The organism is Aquicella siphonis (assembly GCF_902459485.1).
Taxonomy (GTDB): domain Bacteria; phylum Pseudomonadota; class Gammaproteobacteria; order DSM-16500; family DSM-16500; genus Aquicella; species Aquicella siphonis.
On sequence record NZ_LR699120.1, the window covers coordinates 348,220 to 367,381 of the forward strand.

Genomic DNA, 19,162 nt, shown 5'->3' on the forward strand with positions numbered 1-19,162 from the left:
TTGATTTAAACGCAAGGAATGAATTTTAGGCTTTTTATCAGGACCCGGAACGGCTATGCCTTAGCTTTCGAGCCTGATCAAGACATCCCGCGCATCAGAACGGCCATAGTCATCCACGACCCTGACGACATATTTCCCAGGCTGGGCATGCCATAAATATGATTTCTCGCGCGTAACCCTGCCCAGGAATGAGTCGTTCAGAAACCAATAAAGATTTCTGACGTCTGCGTCAACCACAGCCGTCAGCGGAACCACAGTTTTCCTGATAGCGGCAATACGCGCGACATAATTCACCTGTGACTGCGGAGAAATAATTTGCGGGGAAATGCCTGCGCCTGTTTTTGCACTCATGTCACACTCAGGATTGTAGGGGGGCGGCAAGCGTCTGTGCATCCCTGCGCGCCTGAAAATCCTGAGCAGATCGGACGGCCAAAATTCATAAATTTCAAAACGGGTGTTGCTGTCAAACCGGCAGGTTCTCAATCCGGTTTTACCATCAATCGCAATCTCCCTATGAATGTTGTCTGCCTTGATCGGCGACTGCCCGGGAATAAACCAGACTTTCTCTGTTTGACTGCAATATCGCGTCGGCAACATGCCGGACGATTTGCAGACATCCGCTTTCACCAGCCGCAGGTTTTTGGGTTGCTCCCAGTCCGTTGACGCAAGCCCTGTCTGTGTACTGACGGCATTGGCGATGTCAAAAAATAGCGGCGCGGCCATTTCCTTTCCAATAAATGCGGGGTTTCCTTCATTATTAAAATTGCCAATCCACACGCCTAGCACATAAGGACCAAAAATCCCGAATGTCCAGGCATCCCGATAGCCGGATGACGTGCCGGTTTTCCACGCCACCGGAATTTTATTTCCTTGCAGCGTCTTATTGTTCCCGCCGGAGCCTTGAGCGTCCTTCAGGATATCCAGGACCAGGAAGCTTGCTTCAGGACTCAGAATACGTTTGTTTGCGACAGAATTATGATAGACAGAATCAATCCGCATGCGCACCGGCTTCCATATTCCCCGGTTAGCAAGCGCGGCATACAGGCTGATGAGTTCCTGCATCGTCATTTCCGCCCCCCCAAGAACCAGCGCGAGACCGTAATACGATTCAGACTTGAGACCATGAATTCCGGATTGTTCCAGAAATTGATACAGCGTCGGTTGTTTCAATTGCTCGGCGAGATAGACAGCGGGTATATTGCGGCTCAGGATTAACGCATCTTTTGCCTTGATCGGGCCAACGAAATCGTAATCAAAGTTTTCCGGATTGTAGCTTCCAAAACTGTGCGGTACGTCTTTTAACACGGTCGCGGGATGTATCAATCCCTGATCCATTGCCAAGGCGTAAATGAAAGGTTTCAGGGTCGAACCAGGCGATCGCTTTATTGACGTACCATTGATTTGCCCGCCGATGGCGCTGTTAAAAAAATTAGCCGACCCAAGCAGCGCTTTTGTGCTCATGTCCCGTGTATCCACCAGCATGACAGCCGCGTTCGTGACACCCAAACTCTGCTTGCGTGAAATATAATTCCTGGTCACCCTTTCAATTACTCTCTGTAAACGCAAATCCAGTGTTGTTTTGATATGATGGCTGCCGGCCGGTGCGTCAGCCAATACTTCATTGACAAAATGCGGGGCTAAAAACGGTGTGGAGTGTAAGCGGCGCATTTGCAAGGGCAATGCCATCCATCCTTTCCTATCAGCATCCTCCGGATAAATAGTGAGCCAGCGTTCGTATAATTTATTACGAACTGTCCGCAGCACACCGCGGTCTTGCACACGCTTGACCGGATTCTGCGGAATCACCGCGAGTGTTAATGATTCGGGCAGGGCCAGACCAGCCGCCGGTTTATCAAAATAAACAAGACTCGCTGCGCCGACGCCTTCAATATTGTTTCCATAGGGAGCCAGATTCAAATACGCTTCCAGGATCTGGTCTTTGCTATAATGCATTTCCAGCTGGATCGCGCGCAGGATCTGGCTCAGCTTTCCACTTGGCGTTTTGGATTGAATTCCGTAACGAATACGCGCCACCTGCATGGTAATAGTTGACGCGCCCATGCGTCTTGGACCGCTGACATAAGATCTCCACCCGGCCTTGATCAATGAAAGCGGATTGACGCCCGGGTGCCAGCGGAAATATTGGTCTTCCTCCAGCAAGGTGGCATTGACCAGGGCCGGCGAAATAGCAGATAACGGCGTGAACAGCCTGAACTTGCCATCCTGGCTCAGGGTCATGCGCAAGAGTTGATTATTGGCATCGTAAATCGCCTGGGAGAAGACGACCCCGGAAAGAAGCGGAGGGATAGGCATAAAAAATAATAGCGCGCCCATGCTGACAAAAAGCAAAACTAGGATTAAGCTGATGCGCTTGATATGGCGGGTCATATTGGTGACACCTTATGACACAAAAGCAGATTGCCGGTCAAGCCGATTAACAGGTTACTCAACCCAAAGGGCGGATTATGCCAAACAAGATATTCGTGAAGCTGGCAGCAGCCATGACAACTGCCTTCGCATCGCTGTTCGGCCGCCTCACCTGGAATACTCCCCCCTGGATCAACTACTTGCGGCATCATGCTCATGCCCGGCCCAAGAAATTCTGGGCTTCGGCGCTCATCTGCGCCGCACTCTCGGCCGCGTTAATCTATGGATTTTATTGGTATCATTCCCTGCCCCGGCCAGAGCGTGTCGTCGCGCAGCTTACCCCGCCCAAAATCACGCCCCTGGATACGCTGCTTGTTCCTGATGTACTGACGCTGGATTTTGGCATCCTCTCGAATGGCAAGCTAAGTACCCGTCCGGTTGCACCGCTAGACTCCATTGGAAAACAAGTCGCCAAAGGCATTACGATCAGACCCGAGATTAAAGGGAAGTGGGTATGGGATTCAGACAGCCGCCTTGTCTTTACGCCCGAAACCGACTGGCCGGCGGGGCAGCGTTACACGATCAGTTTTACCCGGGATTTCTTCACGCCTAACGCAAACATGGCCAGTATGAATGCGTCTTTTGACACCTTGCCGTTTGAAGCCGCCGTCCAGGAATTCAAATTTTATCAAGACCCTCTCAATCCCCAGTTGCGGCAAGCTGTGGCAACCATCAACTTTAATTTTCCTGTCAATCCCGATAGCCTTGATAAAAACATTGCGCTGAAATGGCAAGCCGTTAAATCCGCCGGCATGGAAAGCGGCCCCGCTTCGTTTCATTTTTCGCTTAACTATGATGAACACAAACGCACGGCTTATCTCCGCTCGGAATCCATTCCCCTGCCCTCGGCTGAACGTTTTCTTGAGCTGACACTGAAAAAGGGCATCAAACCGTTGACCGGCACAGCTGAAACCACTGACACTATCACAGCAAAAGTGTTAGTGCCTGACGCAGGCAGTTATTTCAAGGTCACCCATGCCGCCACTTCCATTGTACGCAACCCGAAAGACAGACCTGAACAGATTTTGACTGTGGAAACCTCGCTAGGCATCACGGACCCGGCATTAAATTCATCCCTGCAAGCCTATTTATTGCCGCGCGATTATCCAGCGACCGCATCCCTGGATGCGAAAAAAAATTATCCATGGCAAGACCCAGGGGAAGTCACACCAGCCATCCTGGCATTAAGCAAACCACTGTCCCTGGAACCCGTTCCTTCCGACCGTGAATTTTCGGATATACATAGTTACCGATATCATGCCGATTCGCCCGGCTATGTTTATCTCAAGATACAGAAAGGCGCGCGTGGCTTTGGCGGCTTCGCATTGGCGAATGATTATTCCACCGTGCTTAGTGTCCCCGCTTACCCAAAGGAAATCACATTCTTGCATAAGGGCGCACTGCTTGCGCTGGGAACAGAAGAAAAACTGTCTGTGCTTGTGCGCGGCTTAAGCGCGGTCAAATTCAATATTGCCCGTGTACTGCCTGATGACATCAACCACCTTGTCACACAAACAGGCGGGGATTTCAGCAATCCGTTTTTTCTTGATCCCAATTTCAATCAGGATAACATCAGTCAAGTCTTTTCCCGGATTCAGCCATTTGATGCGTCTGATCCAGGCAAGGAACAATACACCGCGCTGGATCTAGGCGGCTTCATGACCGCCGAATCCGATGGCAACGCTCCGCTGGGGTTGTTCCTGCTGCAGGCGGCGGGCTGGGACACAGTCAACAATTACGCGGTGGGCGCGCAGACCAGTCGGCTCATTCTGATCACGGATTTGGGTCTGATTGTCAAAAACAATATCAACGGCACACACGATTTATACGTGCAATCCATCACCCGAGGATTGCCTGTCAGCAATGCAACCGTATCCATCCTCGGCAAGAACGGTCTGCCGCTTCTCACGCGCGCAACTGATGCGCAGGGACATGCCGGCTTTCCAGACCTGGGCGATTTCATCAATGAACGTGAACCCGCTGTTTATATCGTTAGAAACGGGAATGATGTTTCCTTTATTCCGTATAACCGCTATGACAGACAATTGAACTATTCCCGTTTCGATACGGGCGGCCTTACCAGTAACAGTGAAAATCCCGCTGCGCTCACCGCTTATGTGTTCACAGACCGGGGACTTTATCGTCCGGGGGATACTGCGCATATTGCCATGATAGTCAAACGTCCTTATGTGTTACCCCAGCCGGCTGGCCTGCCATTGCAGGCGACCGTCGTTGATCCGCGCGGCGTGACAGCCAAGGATGTCAAAATGACATTGGATGACAGCGGCTATCTCACGCTGGATTTTCAAACCCTGGCAACCTCCCCCACCGGACAGTATCAAGTCTATCTCTATATCGTAAAAGATAATCACGCCAGCAGTCTGATTGGTTCAACGACCCTGCGCGTGGAAGAATTTCTCCCTGACAGAATGCGAATTTCCACGCATTTATCCGCGGAACCTTCTCCGGGATGGATATCACCCCAGGCGCTCACAGCCAAAGTGGGACTATGGAATCTGTATGGCGCCCCGGCGGCGAACCGCCAGGTCAGCGGGAAAATGCTATTGTCTCCGCGCGCGGTCACCTTCAAGGATTTTCCGGATTACACTTTCATTGATCCCTTATTGAATCCCAAATCTCCCCCGAAAGTGTTTAACGAGACACTTTCTGACACACACACTGACAATCAGGGCCAGGCTGTCTTCGATCTCAAACTCGACCGGTTTGAAAAAGGCACGTATCAACTTAGTGTTTTTGTTGAAGGATATGAAGCGGAAGGCGGCCGCAGCGTGGCGGCCCAAACCACAGCGCTCATCAGTCCCCTGGATTATCTGGTGGGCTACAAACCTGACGGCGCCCTCAATTATATCAAGCAAAACAGTACTCGCAGCATACATTTCATTGCGGTCAATCCCCGTTTGAAACAACAGGAGTTGCCTGATCTGAAAATTTCGCTATTCAGGCTGCGCCCGGTGTCAACACTCATTAAAAAGGAAGACGGCACTTACCAATATCAGTCTGTTATTCAATCTTCGCAAATCAGCAGCCAGCCTTTCGCAATTCAGGAGCAAGGCACCGACTTTGCATTGCCGTCCGATGAAATCGGCGATTATCTGGTTTCCGTCGCGGATAGCAAAGACGCAGAATTAAGCCGGTTCAAATTTAGTGTGATAGGCAACAGCCAGCAGCCGCTGCCCAAAAACGCCGAGCTCAATGTCAAGTTGAATAAATCCGAATTCAACCCCGGTGAAGAGATTGAAATGCAAATCATGTCTCCCTACTCGGGTTCAGGTTTGATTACCATTGAGCGCAACAAGGTTTATGCCGCACAATGGTTCAAAACCGACCAGACTTCATCCGTGCAAAAAATCCGAATACCAGCTGATTTTCAGGGAAACGGATATATCAACATCGCGTTTGTACGTGACCTGAATTCTCCGGAAATATTCATGAGCCCGCTTAGTTACAGCATCATGCCTTTTGCGGTCACCCATGAGAAGCAAGACATGCGCATTCAGCTGACCGCTCCCAAGCTGGTACGCCCCGGAGAAGATCTCACCATGACGTATCAATCTGACAAGCCTGGAAAAATCATTGTCTTCGCCGTGGATGAAGGCATTCTGCAGGTATACGGATACCAGACACCCGATCCGCTGCAATTTTTCTTCGCCAAGCATGCGCTCGAAGTCAATACGATGCAAATCGTCGACCAGATACTGCCAAAATTCATTGCAGAACGTGAATTATCCGCTGTGGGCGGCGATGAGGGCGAAGCGGCGCTTAAAAGCAATCTGAATCCATTCAAGCGCAAGACTGAAGCGCCCGTCGTTTATTGGTCTGGGCTTGTAGATACCGATACCACACCCCGCAACCTGACATATCATGTTCCGGATTATTTTAACGGCGCATTAAGAGTAATGGCTGTTGCAGCGGGTGCAGATGCTGTTGGTTCGGCAGCTCAATCAACGGAAGTGCGCGGCTATTTTGTAATCAGTCCTAACGTACCGACTTTTGTCGCTCCAGGTGACACCTTTGAAGTAACTGCCGCCATTGCGAATAACATAGAAGGCTCCGGGGCGAACGCGCGCGTATCTGTGAGATTCGACGCTTCATCACAGCTGGAACTCCTGGATGCTTCTGATCAAGGCCTGATTGTGCCAGAAGGCGAAGAGCGCAGCGTGCGAATCAGGGTCCGCGCCAAATCCACGTTGGGCGCCGCAGAAATACGCTGTACGGCAGCCAAGGATGACAAGTCCAGCAGCATGGTATCCACACTAAGTGTGCGCCCATCATCCCCTTACTCGTCTTCCGTCACGAGCGGATTCACCAAGGATGCGCACGCCAGTCTGCCGCTTGATCGTATGCTTTACCAGGAGTTCCGTCATGTTGAAGCGGCAGCCTCACCCAGCCCGCTGATACTCGTGAGCGGATTAAAAAATTATCTCAATGATTACCCCTATGGATGTGTCGAACAACTGGTCAGCAAGGCATTCCCCTGGCTGGCCATGGCAGACCAGCCGTGGTTTGCTGAAGACAAGGATTCCATCAGGGAAAAAATCCAGCAAACCATACAACTGTTAAGCCAGCGTCAAATGTCCAGCGGCGGTTTTAATTACTGGCCAGAAAACGGGTCGTCACAAGGCAACGATTTTGCCTCCGTTTATGCGATGCATTTTTTAACTGAAGCCCGATCACAAGGTTACAACATACCCAAGGATGTTTATTCAGCCGGGGTAGGATTTCTGAAAGAAGTTTCTGTCAGAACGCCTGCAGACCTTGATCAGGCGCGGGTTCAAGCCTATGCAATTTACCTCCTCACCCGTAATGAAATGATCACCACCAATTATCTGACGAATCTGCAATTGGCGCTGGACCGGAATCCGGATCTTCACGCGCGCGACGATATCACCTATGCCTATATCGCCGCGACTTATCAATTACTGCAAAACGCGGCCGAAGCAGATAAATTCATACGCTACTTCAAGCCGCTTTCATTGATTGGCCAGGCTAATGATTTCTACAACGCCAATACCGTGAACGCGCAATATCTCTATCTGATCGCAAAGCATTTTCCGCAGCGATTACAAGCACTGGATGACGCACTCGTCATGACACTGGTCAATGCATTGAATGATAACACCATGAGCACCATACTTGCCGGCTATGCCACCCTGGCTTTAAACTCGTACGCTCAGTCTTCTTCTACGCCTGTTGCGAATGACAACATCACTATCAGGGAAGTTTTTGCTGATGGCAAGGAACATGAGCTTGCATCCACACCAGGACTATACAAGATAGTCTTGCCGGGCTTGCCTGCGCGCAAGATCAACTTTGATAACCCTGGCAGACAACCCATGTTTTACCAGCTGATCCAGGAAGGATTCGACCGCGAACCGCCAAAAAAAATAATCAATCAAGGCATGGAAGTCATGCGCGAGTATCGCAGCGAAGAAAACAATCCTGTGACCGGCATTCAGCTGGGTCGTGAACTTACCGTACACATCCGCGTCCGTTCTAATGATAATCGTTACCATGACAACATCGCGCTGATAGACTTGTTACCCGGCGGATTCGAAGTCGTCGGCGATTCTATCCAAACGCAGGATATGGATTATGTTGACGTGCGCGAAGACCGAGTCATTTTCTTCACAGGTATTGGGCCGGAATCCAGGGAAATCACTTATCGCATCAAAGCCACCACAAAAGGCCAATTCACCATTCCTCCGATAATGGGCGCGTCCATGTATAATCCCGGGATTAAATCCATGGGAGAAGCCGGAAAGATGTCGGTAGATTAAGAACGCCTATTCATTGCACATCATCTCCCGGATCTGACTGGCCGGATGACAAGGCGGCCGCATTCACCCTGGGCTGTCAAGGTCAATCCTGATTTCACGTCAAAATACAACCTTCCCCTGCCTGATTAACTGCCGCAGCGGATTGTTTCCCAGATAATAAACCAGCTCGGCAGGGTGGCTCACCTCCCAAACCGCCATATCTGCCGCCTTGCCCGCCGTCAAGGTTCCGCGCAGCGCGGACATGCCTAATGCCTGTGCGGCATGGCGAGTCACCGCTTCCAGCGCTTCAGACGGAGTCAACCGGAACAAGGTGCAAGCCATATTCATGATCATCAGAAGCGACGTCACTGGTGACGTGCCGGGATTGCAATCTGTGGCAACGGCGATGGGAATACGGTGCCTGCGCAGCAATTCAACCGGCGGCAATTTTGTTTCCCGCAAAAAATAAAATGCGCCAGGCAGGAGAACAGCCACTGAACCTGATTGTTCAAGCGCTTTCACCCCGGGAACGCCGACATGCTCGAGGTGATCAACGGATAACGCCTGATAGCTTGCAGCCAGTGTTGTACCTCCCATATCCGATAATTGCTCGGCGTGGCACTTCACTTTCAATCCATGTTCGGCGGCAGAAGCAAAAACGCGTTTCGTCTGTTCCAGGCTGAAAGCAATTTTCTCGCAAAATACATCCACTGCGTCAGCCAGCTGTTCTCTCGCCACCACCGGTATCATTTCCTGGCACAGCAGGTCAACGTACGCATCCGGATTGCTGCGAAATTCGGGCGGAAACGTATGAGCACCCAGAAAGGTCTTGCTGACGGTGAGAGGCAGGGTGTCCTCTATGCGTTTTGCCACACGCAGCATCTTCAGTTCGGTAGGCCAGTCCAGGCCGTAACCGGATTTGATTTCCAGTGTCGTGACTCCGCTTTTTTGCAAATCACGCGCTCTTGCCAGGCTTTGCTGAAATAATACTTCTTCACTGGCTGACCGGGTCGCGCTGACGGTAGATTGAATGCCTCCGCCCTGACGGGCGATTTCCTCGTAGGTAGCCCCCTGCAAACGCATTTCAAATTCATGCGCGCGATTCCCGGCAAACACCAGATGTGTGTGGCAATCTATTAATCCGGGCGTCAGGCAGCGCCCGTTGCAATCATGGATGACAGCGGCGAGTTTTTCCGGATCGTATGGCAATTCCGCGACCGGTCCCACCCAGGCGATCCGACCGTCCCTCACAGCAATGCCAGCCTGCTGAATCAACCCGTAGCCTTGCTCACAAGTCGCTATTTGTGCGTTTAACCAAATGGCATCGTATTGTTTTCGCATCGATCAACCTTCACTTTTATATTATTATGTCCCGTCAAACATGGTCTTTATTTAAGCATGGCCTATTAGATCAGCCTGGATAAAAATCCAGTCAGCCTACGCGCTCTTGCCATTATGAAATAACTGCATGAGAATACAACAAAAGAAAACTGACAATCACGGAGCACTTTATCATGACCTGGGCTGGCCGCTACATTTCCCCTTCGAAAGCTCTCTGGCAAGGACGCCCAGACATACCTGACGGCTCCTGTTTTTTTCAGGTGATGCAACTTATTGACATTCAGAAAGATGCTCCTGCTCAAGCCCAGCCTGCGCTTGCCATCATCGGATTCTGCTGCGACGAAGGCATACGGCGCAATCACGGCAGGCTGGGCGCGGCAGAAGGACCCGCCGCCATACGCGAAGCCCTGGCCAAGATGCCCATGCAAAGACAGGACATCCTCTGCTATGACGCCGGTGATATCGTGTGCAGCGACAATAACCTGGAAGCTGCGCAGAACGCCCTGGGCGAAGCGGTTCACTTTCTTCTGCGCCACGGCATCACGCCCATCGTCATTGGCGGCGGACATGAACTCGCGTGGGGACATTTTCAAGGCATAGAAAAGAAATATCCCGCGGAAAACCTGGGTATCATCAATTTTGATGCGCACTTCGATATGAGGCCGCTGCTCACAAACAACCAAGGATCCTCCGGAACCCCTTTCCTGCAAATCGCCGAGGCGCACGAGCGCGCAAACCGCCGCTTTGACTATAACTGCATAGGAATTCAAAACACGGGAAATATCCGGCAGCTTTTCACCACCGCGAAAAAATATGAAACCCAGATTGTTTACGCAGACGACATACATCAAGGCGACATGAATAAATACTTCAGCCTCGTCAATCATGTCATTTATTACAACCAGATTATTTACCTGAGTCTATGTCTGGATGTTTTCGCGGTCCCCTACGCTCCCGGCGTCAGCGCTCCGCAAACCTTCGGATTGACTCCCTGGCAAATCGTGCCCGCGTTGAGAAAACTCGCCGAGTCAGGAAAAGTCATCAGTTATGATATCGCGGAATTATCACCCAAATATGATATAGACGCACGCACTGCAAAACTTGCCGCCAGCATGATTTATGAAATTGTCCACCACCACAAAATATAACCAAAACAGGAGTTGCTATGTCAGATATTACTCCGCGTCATGACACGACCCGCCGCATCAAAGCGCCTCATGGAACCCGGCTCACCGCCAAAAGCTGGCTGACTGAAGCCCCGCTGCGCATGCTCATGAATAATCTGGATCCCGATGTGGCGGAAATTCCCAGTGATCTGGTGGTATACGGCGGCATTGGCCGCGCCGCCCGTGACTGGCAGTGTTTCGATAAAATTATTGAATCCCTCACCCGTCTCAATGAGGATGAAACCCTGTTGATTCAATCCGGAAAGCCCGTTGGAATTTTTAAGACGCATCCTGATGCCCCGCGCGTGCTTATCGCCAATTCCAATCTTGTGCCTTATTGGGCGACCTGGGACCATTTTCATGAACTGGATAAAAAGGGTTTGATGATGTACGGCCAGATGACAGCCGGATCATGGATTTATATCGGCAGCCAGGGTATCGTGCAAGGAACCTACGAAACATTTTGTGAGGCCGGCCGGCAGCATTATGCCGGCGATTTGCGCGGCAAGTGGATACTGACCGGCGGTCTGGGAGGAATGGGCGGAGCGCAGCCTCTCGCCGCGACCATGGCTGGCGCATCGATGCTGGCGGTTGAGTGTGACCCCTCCCGCATCAAGCGCAGGCTGGAAACCGGCTATCTGGACACCCAGGCCGCGAGCCTGGATGAGGCTCTGGATCTGCTTGCCAGACACGGCGCCCAAGACAAACCGATTTCCATCGGCCTGCTGGCGAATGCCGCAGACATTTTCCCCGAGCTGGTCGCGCGCGGCGTGAAACCGGATATGGTGACCGACCAAACCAGTGCGCATGATCCGTTAAATGGTTATTTGCCGCGCGGCTGGACTCTCGAACAAGCAGCGGAACTCCGCAAACGCGATCCACAGAAAGTCATACACGCGGCTAAGGAATCCATGGCCATACAAGTCAAAGCCATGCTGGCATTTCATCACCAGGGCATTCCAACATTTGATTATGGAAATAATATCCGGCAAATGGCCAAGGAAACCGGAGTGGACAATGCGTTTGAGTTTCCCGGTTTTGTTCCCGCCTATATACGCCCGTTATTCTGCCGCGGCATCGGACCGTTTCGCTGGGCGGCATTATCCGGCGATCCTGAAGACATTTACCGCACGGATGAAAAAGTAAAGGAACTCATGCCGCAGGACGCGCACTTGATGAACTGGCTGGATATGGCAAAACAGCGTATCCATTTTCAGGGTCTGCCGGCACGCATCTGCTGGGTCGGACTGGGTGACCGCGCGCGCCTGGGACTTGCGTTTAACGAATTGGTAAGAACCGGTGCTGTCAAAGCCCCTATTGTCATTGGGCGTGATCATCTTGATTCCGGTTCGGTCGCCAGTCCAAACCGCGAGACAGAAAGCATGCGGGATGGCTCGGATGCGGTATCCGACTGGCCGTTGTTAAACGCGCTGCTGAATTGCGCAAGCGGCGCAACCTGGGTCAGTCTTCATCACGGCGGCGGTGTCGGCATGGGTTTTTCCCAGCATGCCGGCATGGTCATTGTAGCGGATGGAAGTGATGCCGCAGCCAGGCGTCTCGAACGTGTGCTGACTAACGATCCTGCGTCAGGCGTCATGCGTCACGCCGATGCGGGTTATGAGACCGCCATCCATTGCGCCAAAGAACATCACTTAAAATTACCCATGGTAAAATAAACATGAAATTCATTCTCGAACCCGGTCAAATCAGACTGGCAGACGTGCGCCTGATTCTCGATGAAAACACGACGCTCGAACTGGATGGCCGGTCAGCCGCCATCATCACGGCATCAGAAAAAGCCATTCAGACAATTATCTCGGAAAACAAAACGGTTTATGGCGTCAACACGGGATTTGGCCTGCTGGCCAGCACTCGCATTGACACCGCCGACCTGGAAGAATTGCAGCGCAGCATCGTTCTCTCTCATGCGGCTGGCACCGGTGAGTTATTAAGCGACCAGGCAGTGCGGTTGATTCTAGCACTCAAAATTAACAGCCTGGCACGCGGTTATTCCGGCATCAGAATGGACACGCTGCAGGCACTCATCCAATTATACAACGCAAAAATCTATCCCTGTATTCCCGCGCAGGGATCTGTTGGCGCTTCCGGCGATCTCGCTCCCCTCGCGCATATGAGCGCCGTGCTTCTGGGTGTGGGTGAGGCCCGACATGCCGGTAAAATCATTCCCGCCGCGGATGCGCTCGCGAAAATAGGTCTGAAACCGTTGAAACTCGCGCCCAAGGAAGGCTTGGCGCTGCTTAACGGCACACAAGTGTCCACCGCCCTCGCCCTGCTGGGTTTATTAATGGCGGAAGATTTATTCACCGCCGCCATATCAGCAGGCGCGCTTTCTGTCGACGCCGCGCGCGGAAGTGACACGCCATTCGATGAGCGCATCCAGTCTGTGCGCGGCCACCGGACACAAATGATAGCCGCGCAAATGATCCGGGACTTGCTGGCTGACAGCGAAATACGCGAATCGCACAGATTGTGCATCAAAGTCCAGGATCCTTATTCGCTGCGCTGCCAGCCGCAAGTCATGGGCGCGTGCCTTTCTCATCTCTTGTATACCAGCGAAACATTATTGACCGAAGCCAACGCGGTGTCAGATAACCCGCTGGTTTTTGCCAATGAAAATGTCGTCTTGTCCGGCGGAAACTTTCATGCCGAGCCGGTTGCAATGGCGGCGGACGCCATCGCGGTCAGTATTGCGGAGATGGCCGCGCTTTCGGAGCGCAGGACCGCCCTGCTGGTGGATCCGCATTTTAGCGGCCTGCCAGCCTTTCTGGTCAATAATCCCGGTGTCAACTCGGGTTTCATGATCGCGCAAGTCACTGCCGCGGCGCTTGCCAGCGAGAACAAGTCACTTGCACACCCCGCGAGCGTAGACAGCCTGCCGACTTCCGCCAATCAGGAAGACCATGTCAGCATGGCAACCTACGCTGCCAGAAGACTGTTACAGATGGCTGATAACGCGGCGGGTATCATCGGAATCGAATTACTGGCGGCCTGCCAGGGTATTGATTTTCTGCGCCCGTTGAAAACCTCGCCGCGGCTTGAACAAATCCACCAGCTTGTCCGCTGTCATGTCGATTTTTATGACAAGGACAGGTATTTCGCGCCTGACATCGCTGCAATAAAACATCTCATTCAATCCGGAAAAATTCGCGAACTCACGCAACTTTCGCTGTTTTCCTGACCACTCGCCGAGGACCCTCGTATGGATAGAAAAGCCCTGAATTTACCCATCCTGATCTCCCTCGTGGTCGGGAACATGATAGGAACAGGCATATATGTCCTGCCCGCCTCGCTCGCGGAATACGGAACGATTTCGCTTTTCTCCTGGGTTTATACTTCAGTGGGAGCGGTCTTTTTAGCGCTTACCTTCGCCAGCCTGAACCGGCGCTATCCCAAAACCGGCGGACCCTATGTGTATTGCAAACAAGCCTATGGAAAACTGGCGGGATTTATCGTTGCTTACACCTACTGGACCAGCAACATGGTGTCCATCGCCGGCATAGCGGTTGCATCAACCGGTTATCTCGGGTTTATCACCCCGGTCCTGGATGCAAACGGACCTGCTTACAATCATATGACAGCCCTGGCATGCGAGCTGGGCATTGTCTGGCTATTTACCTTCATCAATATCATTGGTATTCACACAGCAGGTATCGTGCAATTATTTTTGACTCTTATCAAAGTCACGCCTCTGATTCTGGTCATTTTGGTAGGCATGGGCAGTGTGCACCTGGAAAATCTGACCCAATTCACTGTTAGTCACGAATCCACTTTTACTGCCTTGAGCAGTGCGGCGGCATTAACATTCTGGGCATTCATTGGTCTCGAATCTGCCACGGTTCCAGCGGAAAACACCCGGGGATATCGTGATATTTCCCGGGCAACCATATACGGAACCCTGGCCACCGCCGCGATATATATACTGAGCAGCTTTGTCTTGATGGGCATGATTCCGGCTTCCGAACTGAAAAATTCGCAATTTCCCTTCGCGGAAGCAGGCACCATGCTGTTCGGTCCGTACTCTGCTGTATTAATTGCCATCTGCGCGTTCATTTCCGGTCTGGGCGCATTGAATGTGTGTACACTGATACAAGGCCAGATTGTGTTTGCCGCGGCGCGAGACCACTTGTTCCCGCGCCTGTTTGCGAAATTATCCAAACGTGATGTGCCAGTCGCGGGACAGCTCTTGTCATCCACACTGGTGACACTGTTTTTAATCTTGACTATTGAACCCACATTGCTGAAACAGTTTAACAATATCGCGTTGCTGGCGGCACTATTGACCTTGCTGACTTATTTCGCGACAACACTTTCCGAATTGAAATTCATTATACAAAGCGGACAATCCTTTCTGCGTGTCTTGTTTACCAAATCCATGCTCATCGCGCTGCTGGCGGCCGCTTATTCGGGCTGGATGATATCCAGCTTTGACGCGCAGATCGTGGGTATTGCCTTATTAATCATTTTATTTTGCATACCGGTTTATTACTTTATCATTCGCAAATACGCATCAGCATAACAGGGCGGCAGACATGCAGCGAAAAGCGAGGGAGCGCGTCATGCGCAATATTACCGAGCGTGAAATCACCGCTTACCAGCGCGATGGCGCTATCTGTTTACGTCAATTTCTCACGCATGATGAGTTGTCACTGCTGCAAGACGGTATTGAGCGTAATCTCGCCGCGCCCAGCGCGCGCGCTAAAATCGCCAGCAAACCCGACGACCCCGGCCTTTTTATCGAGGATTTTTGCAACTGGCAATCGAACGAGTTTTATCAGCGTTTTATCTTTGAATCTCCCGTTGCCATGGCGGCAGGACTGCTCATGCAAAGCCGGATCTCACGCCTCTACCATGATCACCTGCTCGTGAAAGAACCTAACACACGACAACGCACGCCATGGCACCAGGATCAGCCGTATTACAATATCGAAGGCTGGCAAAATTGCAGTCTGTGGATACCCATCGACCCGGTCCCGCGCCATTCCACGCTGGAATTTGTGGCTGGTTCACATCGCGGCCCCTGGCTCATGCCGCGCTCCTTCATGGATAATCAGGCGAAATGGTTCCCCGAAGGGTCCCTGGCCGACTTGCCGGATATTGAAGCGGCACGCGATCAATATCCCATCCTGGGCTGGGATATCACGCCGGGTGATGTGGTCTGTTTTCATATGTTAACCCTGCATTCCGCGGGAGGCACGGTGGGCCCGCATCGCCGGCGGGTATTTTCCGTCCGGTTTCTAGGCGATGATATCACACACGCGCCCAGGCAATGGATCACTTCCCCCGCCTTTCCCGGACTGGAAAATGAATTGCCCGCGCAAGCCCCCATGGTGCATCCTCTATTTCCCGTTGTGTGGGTAAGTGCTTAAATAATAATATCAAGAAACAAATCACACTGAAATTCCCAATCTGGCGGACAAGCCTGTCATTTACCAATAAAAAGAAATGTAATATAATTAAGAATAACTTAATAATAATACATCATAATAATAATTAAGAATAAGTACTTATAAAATTGCATTTTAATGCAATAAGTAAAGAATAAAACACATTAAACGAGGCCAGATATGAAAGAAGTCCTGGAATTTTTGCGTGCGCTCAACCTGCAAGATTTAGAAAAAGCCAGTCAAGGCAACCCACAAGGCAGAAGACTGCCTCCCGCCATAGCAAAATTCCGCGATCTTGAGGTATATACTGTAACTTATAAAAAACCGAAATTCACAAATAGAGGATTGCCAAATGAGCTTATCAAGAATTGTCTTGTCTTTACCCAAAATTGAACTATCTAAAGATGAAAAAAATATTTTTAGAAAGATAAGAAATGAAATAAGAAGCCAAATTCAGAATGACAAAGACACACCAGCCTTTCATGCAGCTTTGAGAAAAGCCTTATCTGCCAAAGATATTGGTATTGCAGATAAAAAAGTTCGTGCCATTCTTGACTTGTTAGACAAAATGGATGCCGTTTTCATTTGGTATAAGCAGTTAAATGCCGCATGGGCGGATGTAACAGGAGAGAACCTCGTTTCTTCTGAAGAACGGATTCCAATTCTTGGTGCCTATTTTGCTAAACAACTAGACAACGATAGACGCACCAATGCAATCAAAGATATAGAAGAGTACTTCGACATAGTTGATTTTATTTATGAGAGTTTTCCTGTTATTCCTACTATTCTGGGTGATTTTGAATCAGGCCTACAAGTTGCTCAGAGAATCTCTGGAGGAGACGTATCTGATATCAAAGATAATCACATTGAAGCGGCCACCCATGTGATCGAAATTGAAACCACTAAATCTCAAGATATCAAAGCATTGTGTGATGCTCATCTTATTGAGATACAAGAAAGAATAGAAGCTGCATTCAAAAAAAATCGGCGTCTCTACTCGTATTATTACGAATCCTCACGTCGCACGAATCCTCCAACAGAACTAATAGAGTCACATTATAGATTACCCTCAGGAGCATTCGTCACTGTTCACGCATATGAAATGCAAACCTTTGTAAATGAGAATCCTGAGCTAAAAAGACTTTTAGAACAACATAAAGCTTTAAAAGCCATGCGTGATGATTTTGATAATACCCAATTTAATAACTATAGAAAAAAATGGGGAAAAGAAGATCTTCTGTTTATAAAAAACATGCAGTCTATTATTTCTTCTTCCAAAAAACCAATGGGATTATTAGAACCTATTCTTTACGATATATTAGCTCAAAATACAAATTTCTCTACTGAAGAACAAGCAGAAATATCGAAGCTTTCCCAAGAAGCCCAACCTCAAAATTATGACGGATTTGTCAATTTATTAATTGATAAGCTAAAGAATGGAAAGCTTATTGCATTAAAATCTGAAAAAATCCCACGTGTTCTAAGCTATATCAAGCTATTGGATAGATTGATATACTTTATAATATATAATATTCAAGCTGTATGGCGCTCCGCCTTAAAAGAAATAATGAATGAATCAGGGAAAAAAGGAGAACCACCTGCCATTCCCGCCGATGACGTTATGCCCATTTCCATTTTATTACTAAATCAATATCGTCATTTACTTCCAGCATTAGAACCAGCATTAGATACACTATATAGTTTAGCGAGCAATACTCATCCAGGTGGAGGAGCGAGTTATGCCTTGCTGACTCTACTTCAAGCTTTGACATATAACAAAAATAATGAAATTTCTATCAATGAATTAAGCGACAAAGATCCCGAAAGAAAACTTAAAATTGAAAGAACCATTGAAAAGATAAATCAGATTTCTTCTGATGAAGTTATAGAAAAGGGAAAAGGAGTTACCGCAAAAATGGAAGAACTAGAAGAAATTACATCTGAAGAAAAAGGGATTCTTGATAAAGGCTTTCAAACTTTATTTAGTAAGTCAGCGAGTTCCGAAGAAAAAATATTATATTCATTACTAGGCCCTCGAATAAGAGAAACCAATATTTTAAATAGTGCCTGCACTGAGTATAAGCAAGCCCTTGCTTCTTCCCTTAGGGAATTTATCAATAAAAATTATGTCGATTTATTTATATCTTATTATAATAATCCTTGGATAAAAGATCCTTTGCAGGAAATAATGAATGACTTAAAGAATGAGAGCTCCCCCATATCCATTGCTGTTAATGAAGACCCTGCATTGAAACTTCACATAGATAAGTATCTCGCAATTAACGCCCTGCAAAGCTGCCTGACAAATAGAGACAAAGATGCAAATTCAGCTTTTACTGCTTTTGCAAATGAATTTGCGTTACATGAGAACGTGTTATATCAATCCCAGGATAAAGCCAGTAGGACTTTTTTAAAGGCATTAGCATCTACTCAAATAATAGATCTAATCAATGCGAATAAATTGAACGCGGGCTGTGATAATTTCAATGAAGACACTGCTGATTTTATAAAAAATTATTTAGAAAGAGAAAACCCGCCTTTATACGTCGCTTATTTTAATGCACCAGAATTGGATGCTCCGCCAAAAACCAAAAAATCCGCAGTTAAAGATATCATTTCTGATCTTAATACAGGGAAAAATTTAGAACTTACTAAATTTGCTGCAAAACATACGGAATTTAGAGTAAATTTAGAAAAATTCAAATCTGCAGCAGCCCTGCAAGTTAAGTTAGAGAATAAGGATAAAAATCCCAGTAAAGCATTGCAGAAATTTCAAACTGAATTTCCAAATCATGTAAAAACACTGAAAAAATCGGAAGATAACAAAACGAAAAAATTCTTTAAAGTTATTGCTACCGTTTTTTCACTCGGAATAGCTTACAATGCTCTTTGGAATACAAAAGGAGATACCTTTGTAGAGCAAACGAGTGCCTTATTTTCAAATTCAAAAAAACGAAAAGATGTAGCACCATCAAATAAATCCAGCAAAAGATTAAAACTCCGCTAAAGAGGATAGCAAATGCGACACTGCAATATAGATGGGGAT

10 protein-coding genes are annotated in these 19,162 nt (G+C 49.1%); 8 read left to right on the forward strand and 2 right to left on the reverse strand.

Annotated elements, in window-relative coordinates:
• Window positions 1-60: 60 nt before the first annotated feature.
• Window positions 61-2,388 carry a penicillin-binding protein 1C gene (gene pbpC / locus AQULUS_RS12660; RefSeq protein ID WP_148340666.1) on the reverse strand — a complete coding sequence of 776 codons (2,328 nt, stop codon included), beginning with the start codon at window positions 2,386-2,388 and terminating at the stop codon, window positions 61-63.
• Between the two features lie 77 nt (window positions 2,389-2,465).
• On the opposite strand from pbpC, the gene AQULUS_RS12665 reads away from it, so the two are divergent.
• Window positions 2,466-8,225 carry an alpha-2-macroglobulin family protein gene (locus AQULUS_RS12665; RefSeq protein WP_148340668.1) on the forward strand — a complete coding sequence of 1,920 codons (5,760 nt, stop codon included), beginning with the start codon at window positions 2,466-2,468 and terminating at the stop codon, window positions 8,223-8,225.
• 99 nt (window positions 8,226-8,324) lie between these two features.
• Here AQULUS_RS12665 and hutI read toward each other — a convergent pair whose 3' ends face one another.
• The gene (hutI, locus tag AQULUS_RS12670) at window positions 8,325-9,545 is read right to left on the reverse strand and encodes an imidazolonepropionase (protein WP_148340670.1); all 1,221 of its coding nucleotides are present in this window, start codon (window positions 9,543-9,545) and stop codon (window positions 8,325-8,327) included.
• 173 nt (window positions 9,546-9,718) lie between these two features.
• On the opposite strand from hutI, the gene hutG reads away from it, so the two are divergent.
• The 7 genes from hutG (at window position 9,719) to AQULUS_RS12705 (ending at window position 19,123) form a co-directional block, all read left to right on the forward strand.
• Window positions 9,719-10,693 carry a formimidoylglutamase gene (hutG, locus tag AQULUS_RS12675; protein ID WP_148340672.1) on the forward strand — a complete coding sequence of 325 codons (975 nt, stop codon included), beginning with the start codon at window positions 9,719-9,721 and terminating at the stop codon, window positions 10,691-10,693.
• A gap of 17 nt (window positions 10,694-10,710) precedes the next feature.
• Window positions 10,711-12,387, forward strand: coding sequence for a urocanate hydratase (gene hutU / locus AQULUS_RS12680; protein WP_148340673.1), 1,677 nt, complete (start codon window positions 10,711-10,713; stop codon window positions 12,385-12,387).
• Window positions 12,384-13,910: a histidine ammonia-lyase gene (gene hutH, locus AQULUS_RS12685; protein WP_197737369.1), complete on the forward strand. Its 1,527-nt coding sequence runs from the start codon at window positions 12,384-12,386 to the stop codon at window positions 13,908-13,910. The genes hutU and hutH overlap by 4 nt, the downstream gene beginning before the upstream one ends.
• Window positions 13,911-13,931: 21 nt before the next feature.
• Window positions 13,932-15,248, forward strand: a complete 1,317-nt coding sequence (locus AQULUS_RS12690) for an amino acid permease (protein WP_148340677.1) — start codon at window positions 13,932-13,934, stop codon at window positions 15,246-15,248.
• Window positions 15,249-15,261: 13 nt separating this feature from the next.
• A complete protein-coding gene (locus AQULUS_RS12695; protein ID WP_148340679.1) occupies window positions 15,262-16,098 on the forward strand; it encodes a phytanoyl-CoA dioxygenase family protein in 837 nt (278 codons plus the stop codon).
• A gap of 198 nt (window positions 16,099-16,296) precedes the next feature.
• A complete protein-coding gene (locus AQULUS_RS12700; RefSeq protein ID WP_148340681.1) occupies window positions 16,297-16,509 on the forward strand; it encodes a hypothetical protein in 213 nt (70 codons plus the stop codon).
• Window positions 16,469-19,123 (forward strand): NYN domain-containing protein, encoded by a 2,655-nt coding sequence (locus AQULUS_RS12705; RefSeq protein ID WP_148340683.1) that lies wholly within the window; start codon window positions 16,469-16,471, stop codon window positions 19,121-19,123. The genes AQULUS_RS12700 and AQULUS_RS12705 overlap by 41 nt, the downstream gene beginning before the upstream one ends.
• Window positions 19,124-19,162 lie beyond the last annotated feature (39 nt).

Excerpts from the sequence above, each read along its gene's own strand:
- pbpC (WP_148340666.1), bottom strand. The coding sequence starts at position 2,388 with ATGACCCGCCATATCAAGCGCATCAGCTTAATCCTAGTTTTGCTTTTT.
- AQULUS_RS12665 (WP_148340668.1), top strand. The coding sequence starts at position 2,466 with ATGCCAAACAAGATATTCGTGAAGCTGGCAGCAGCCATGACAACTGCC.
- hutI (WP_148340670.1), bottom strand. The coding sequence starts at position 9,545 with ATGCGAAAACAATACGATGCCATTTGGTTAAACGCACAAATAGCGACT.
- hutG (WP_148340672.1), top strand. The coding sequence starts at position 9,719 with ATGACCTGGGCTGGCCGCTACATTTCCCCTTCGAAAGCTCTCTGGCAA.
- hutU (WP_148340673.1), top strand. The coding sequence starts at position 10,711 with ATGTCAGATATTACTCCGCGTCATGACACGACCCGCCGCATCAAAGCG.
- AQULUS_RS12690 (WP_148340677.1), top strand. The coding sequence starts at position 13,932 with ATGGATAGAAAAGCCCTGAATTTACCCATCCTGATCTCCCTCGTGGTC.
- AQULUS_RS12695 (WP_148340679.1), top strand. The coding sequence starts at position 15,262 with ATGCAGCGAAAAGCGAGGGAGCGCGTCATGCGCAATATTACCGAGCGT.
- AQULUS_RS12700 (WP_148340681.1), top strand. The coding sequence starts at position 16,297 with ATGAAAGAAGTCCTGGAATTTTTGCGTGCGCTCAACCTGCAAGATTTA.
- AQULUS_RS12705 (WP_148340683.1), top strand. The coding sequence starts at position 16,469 with ATGAGCTTATCAAGAATTGTCTTGTCTTTACCCAAAATTGAACTATCT.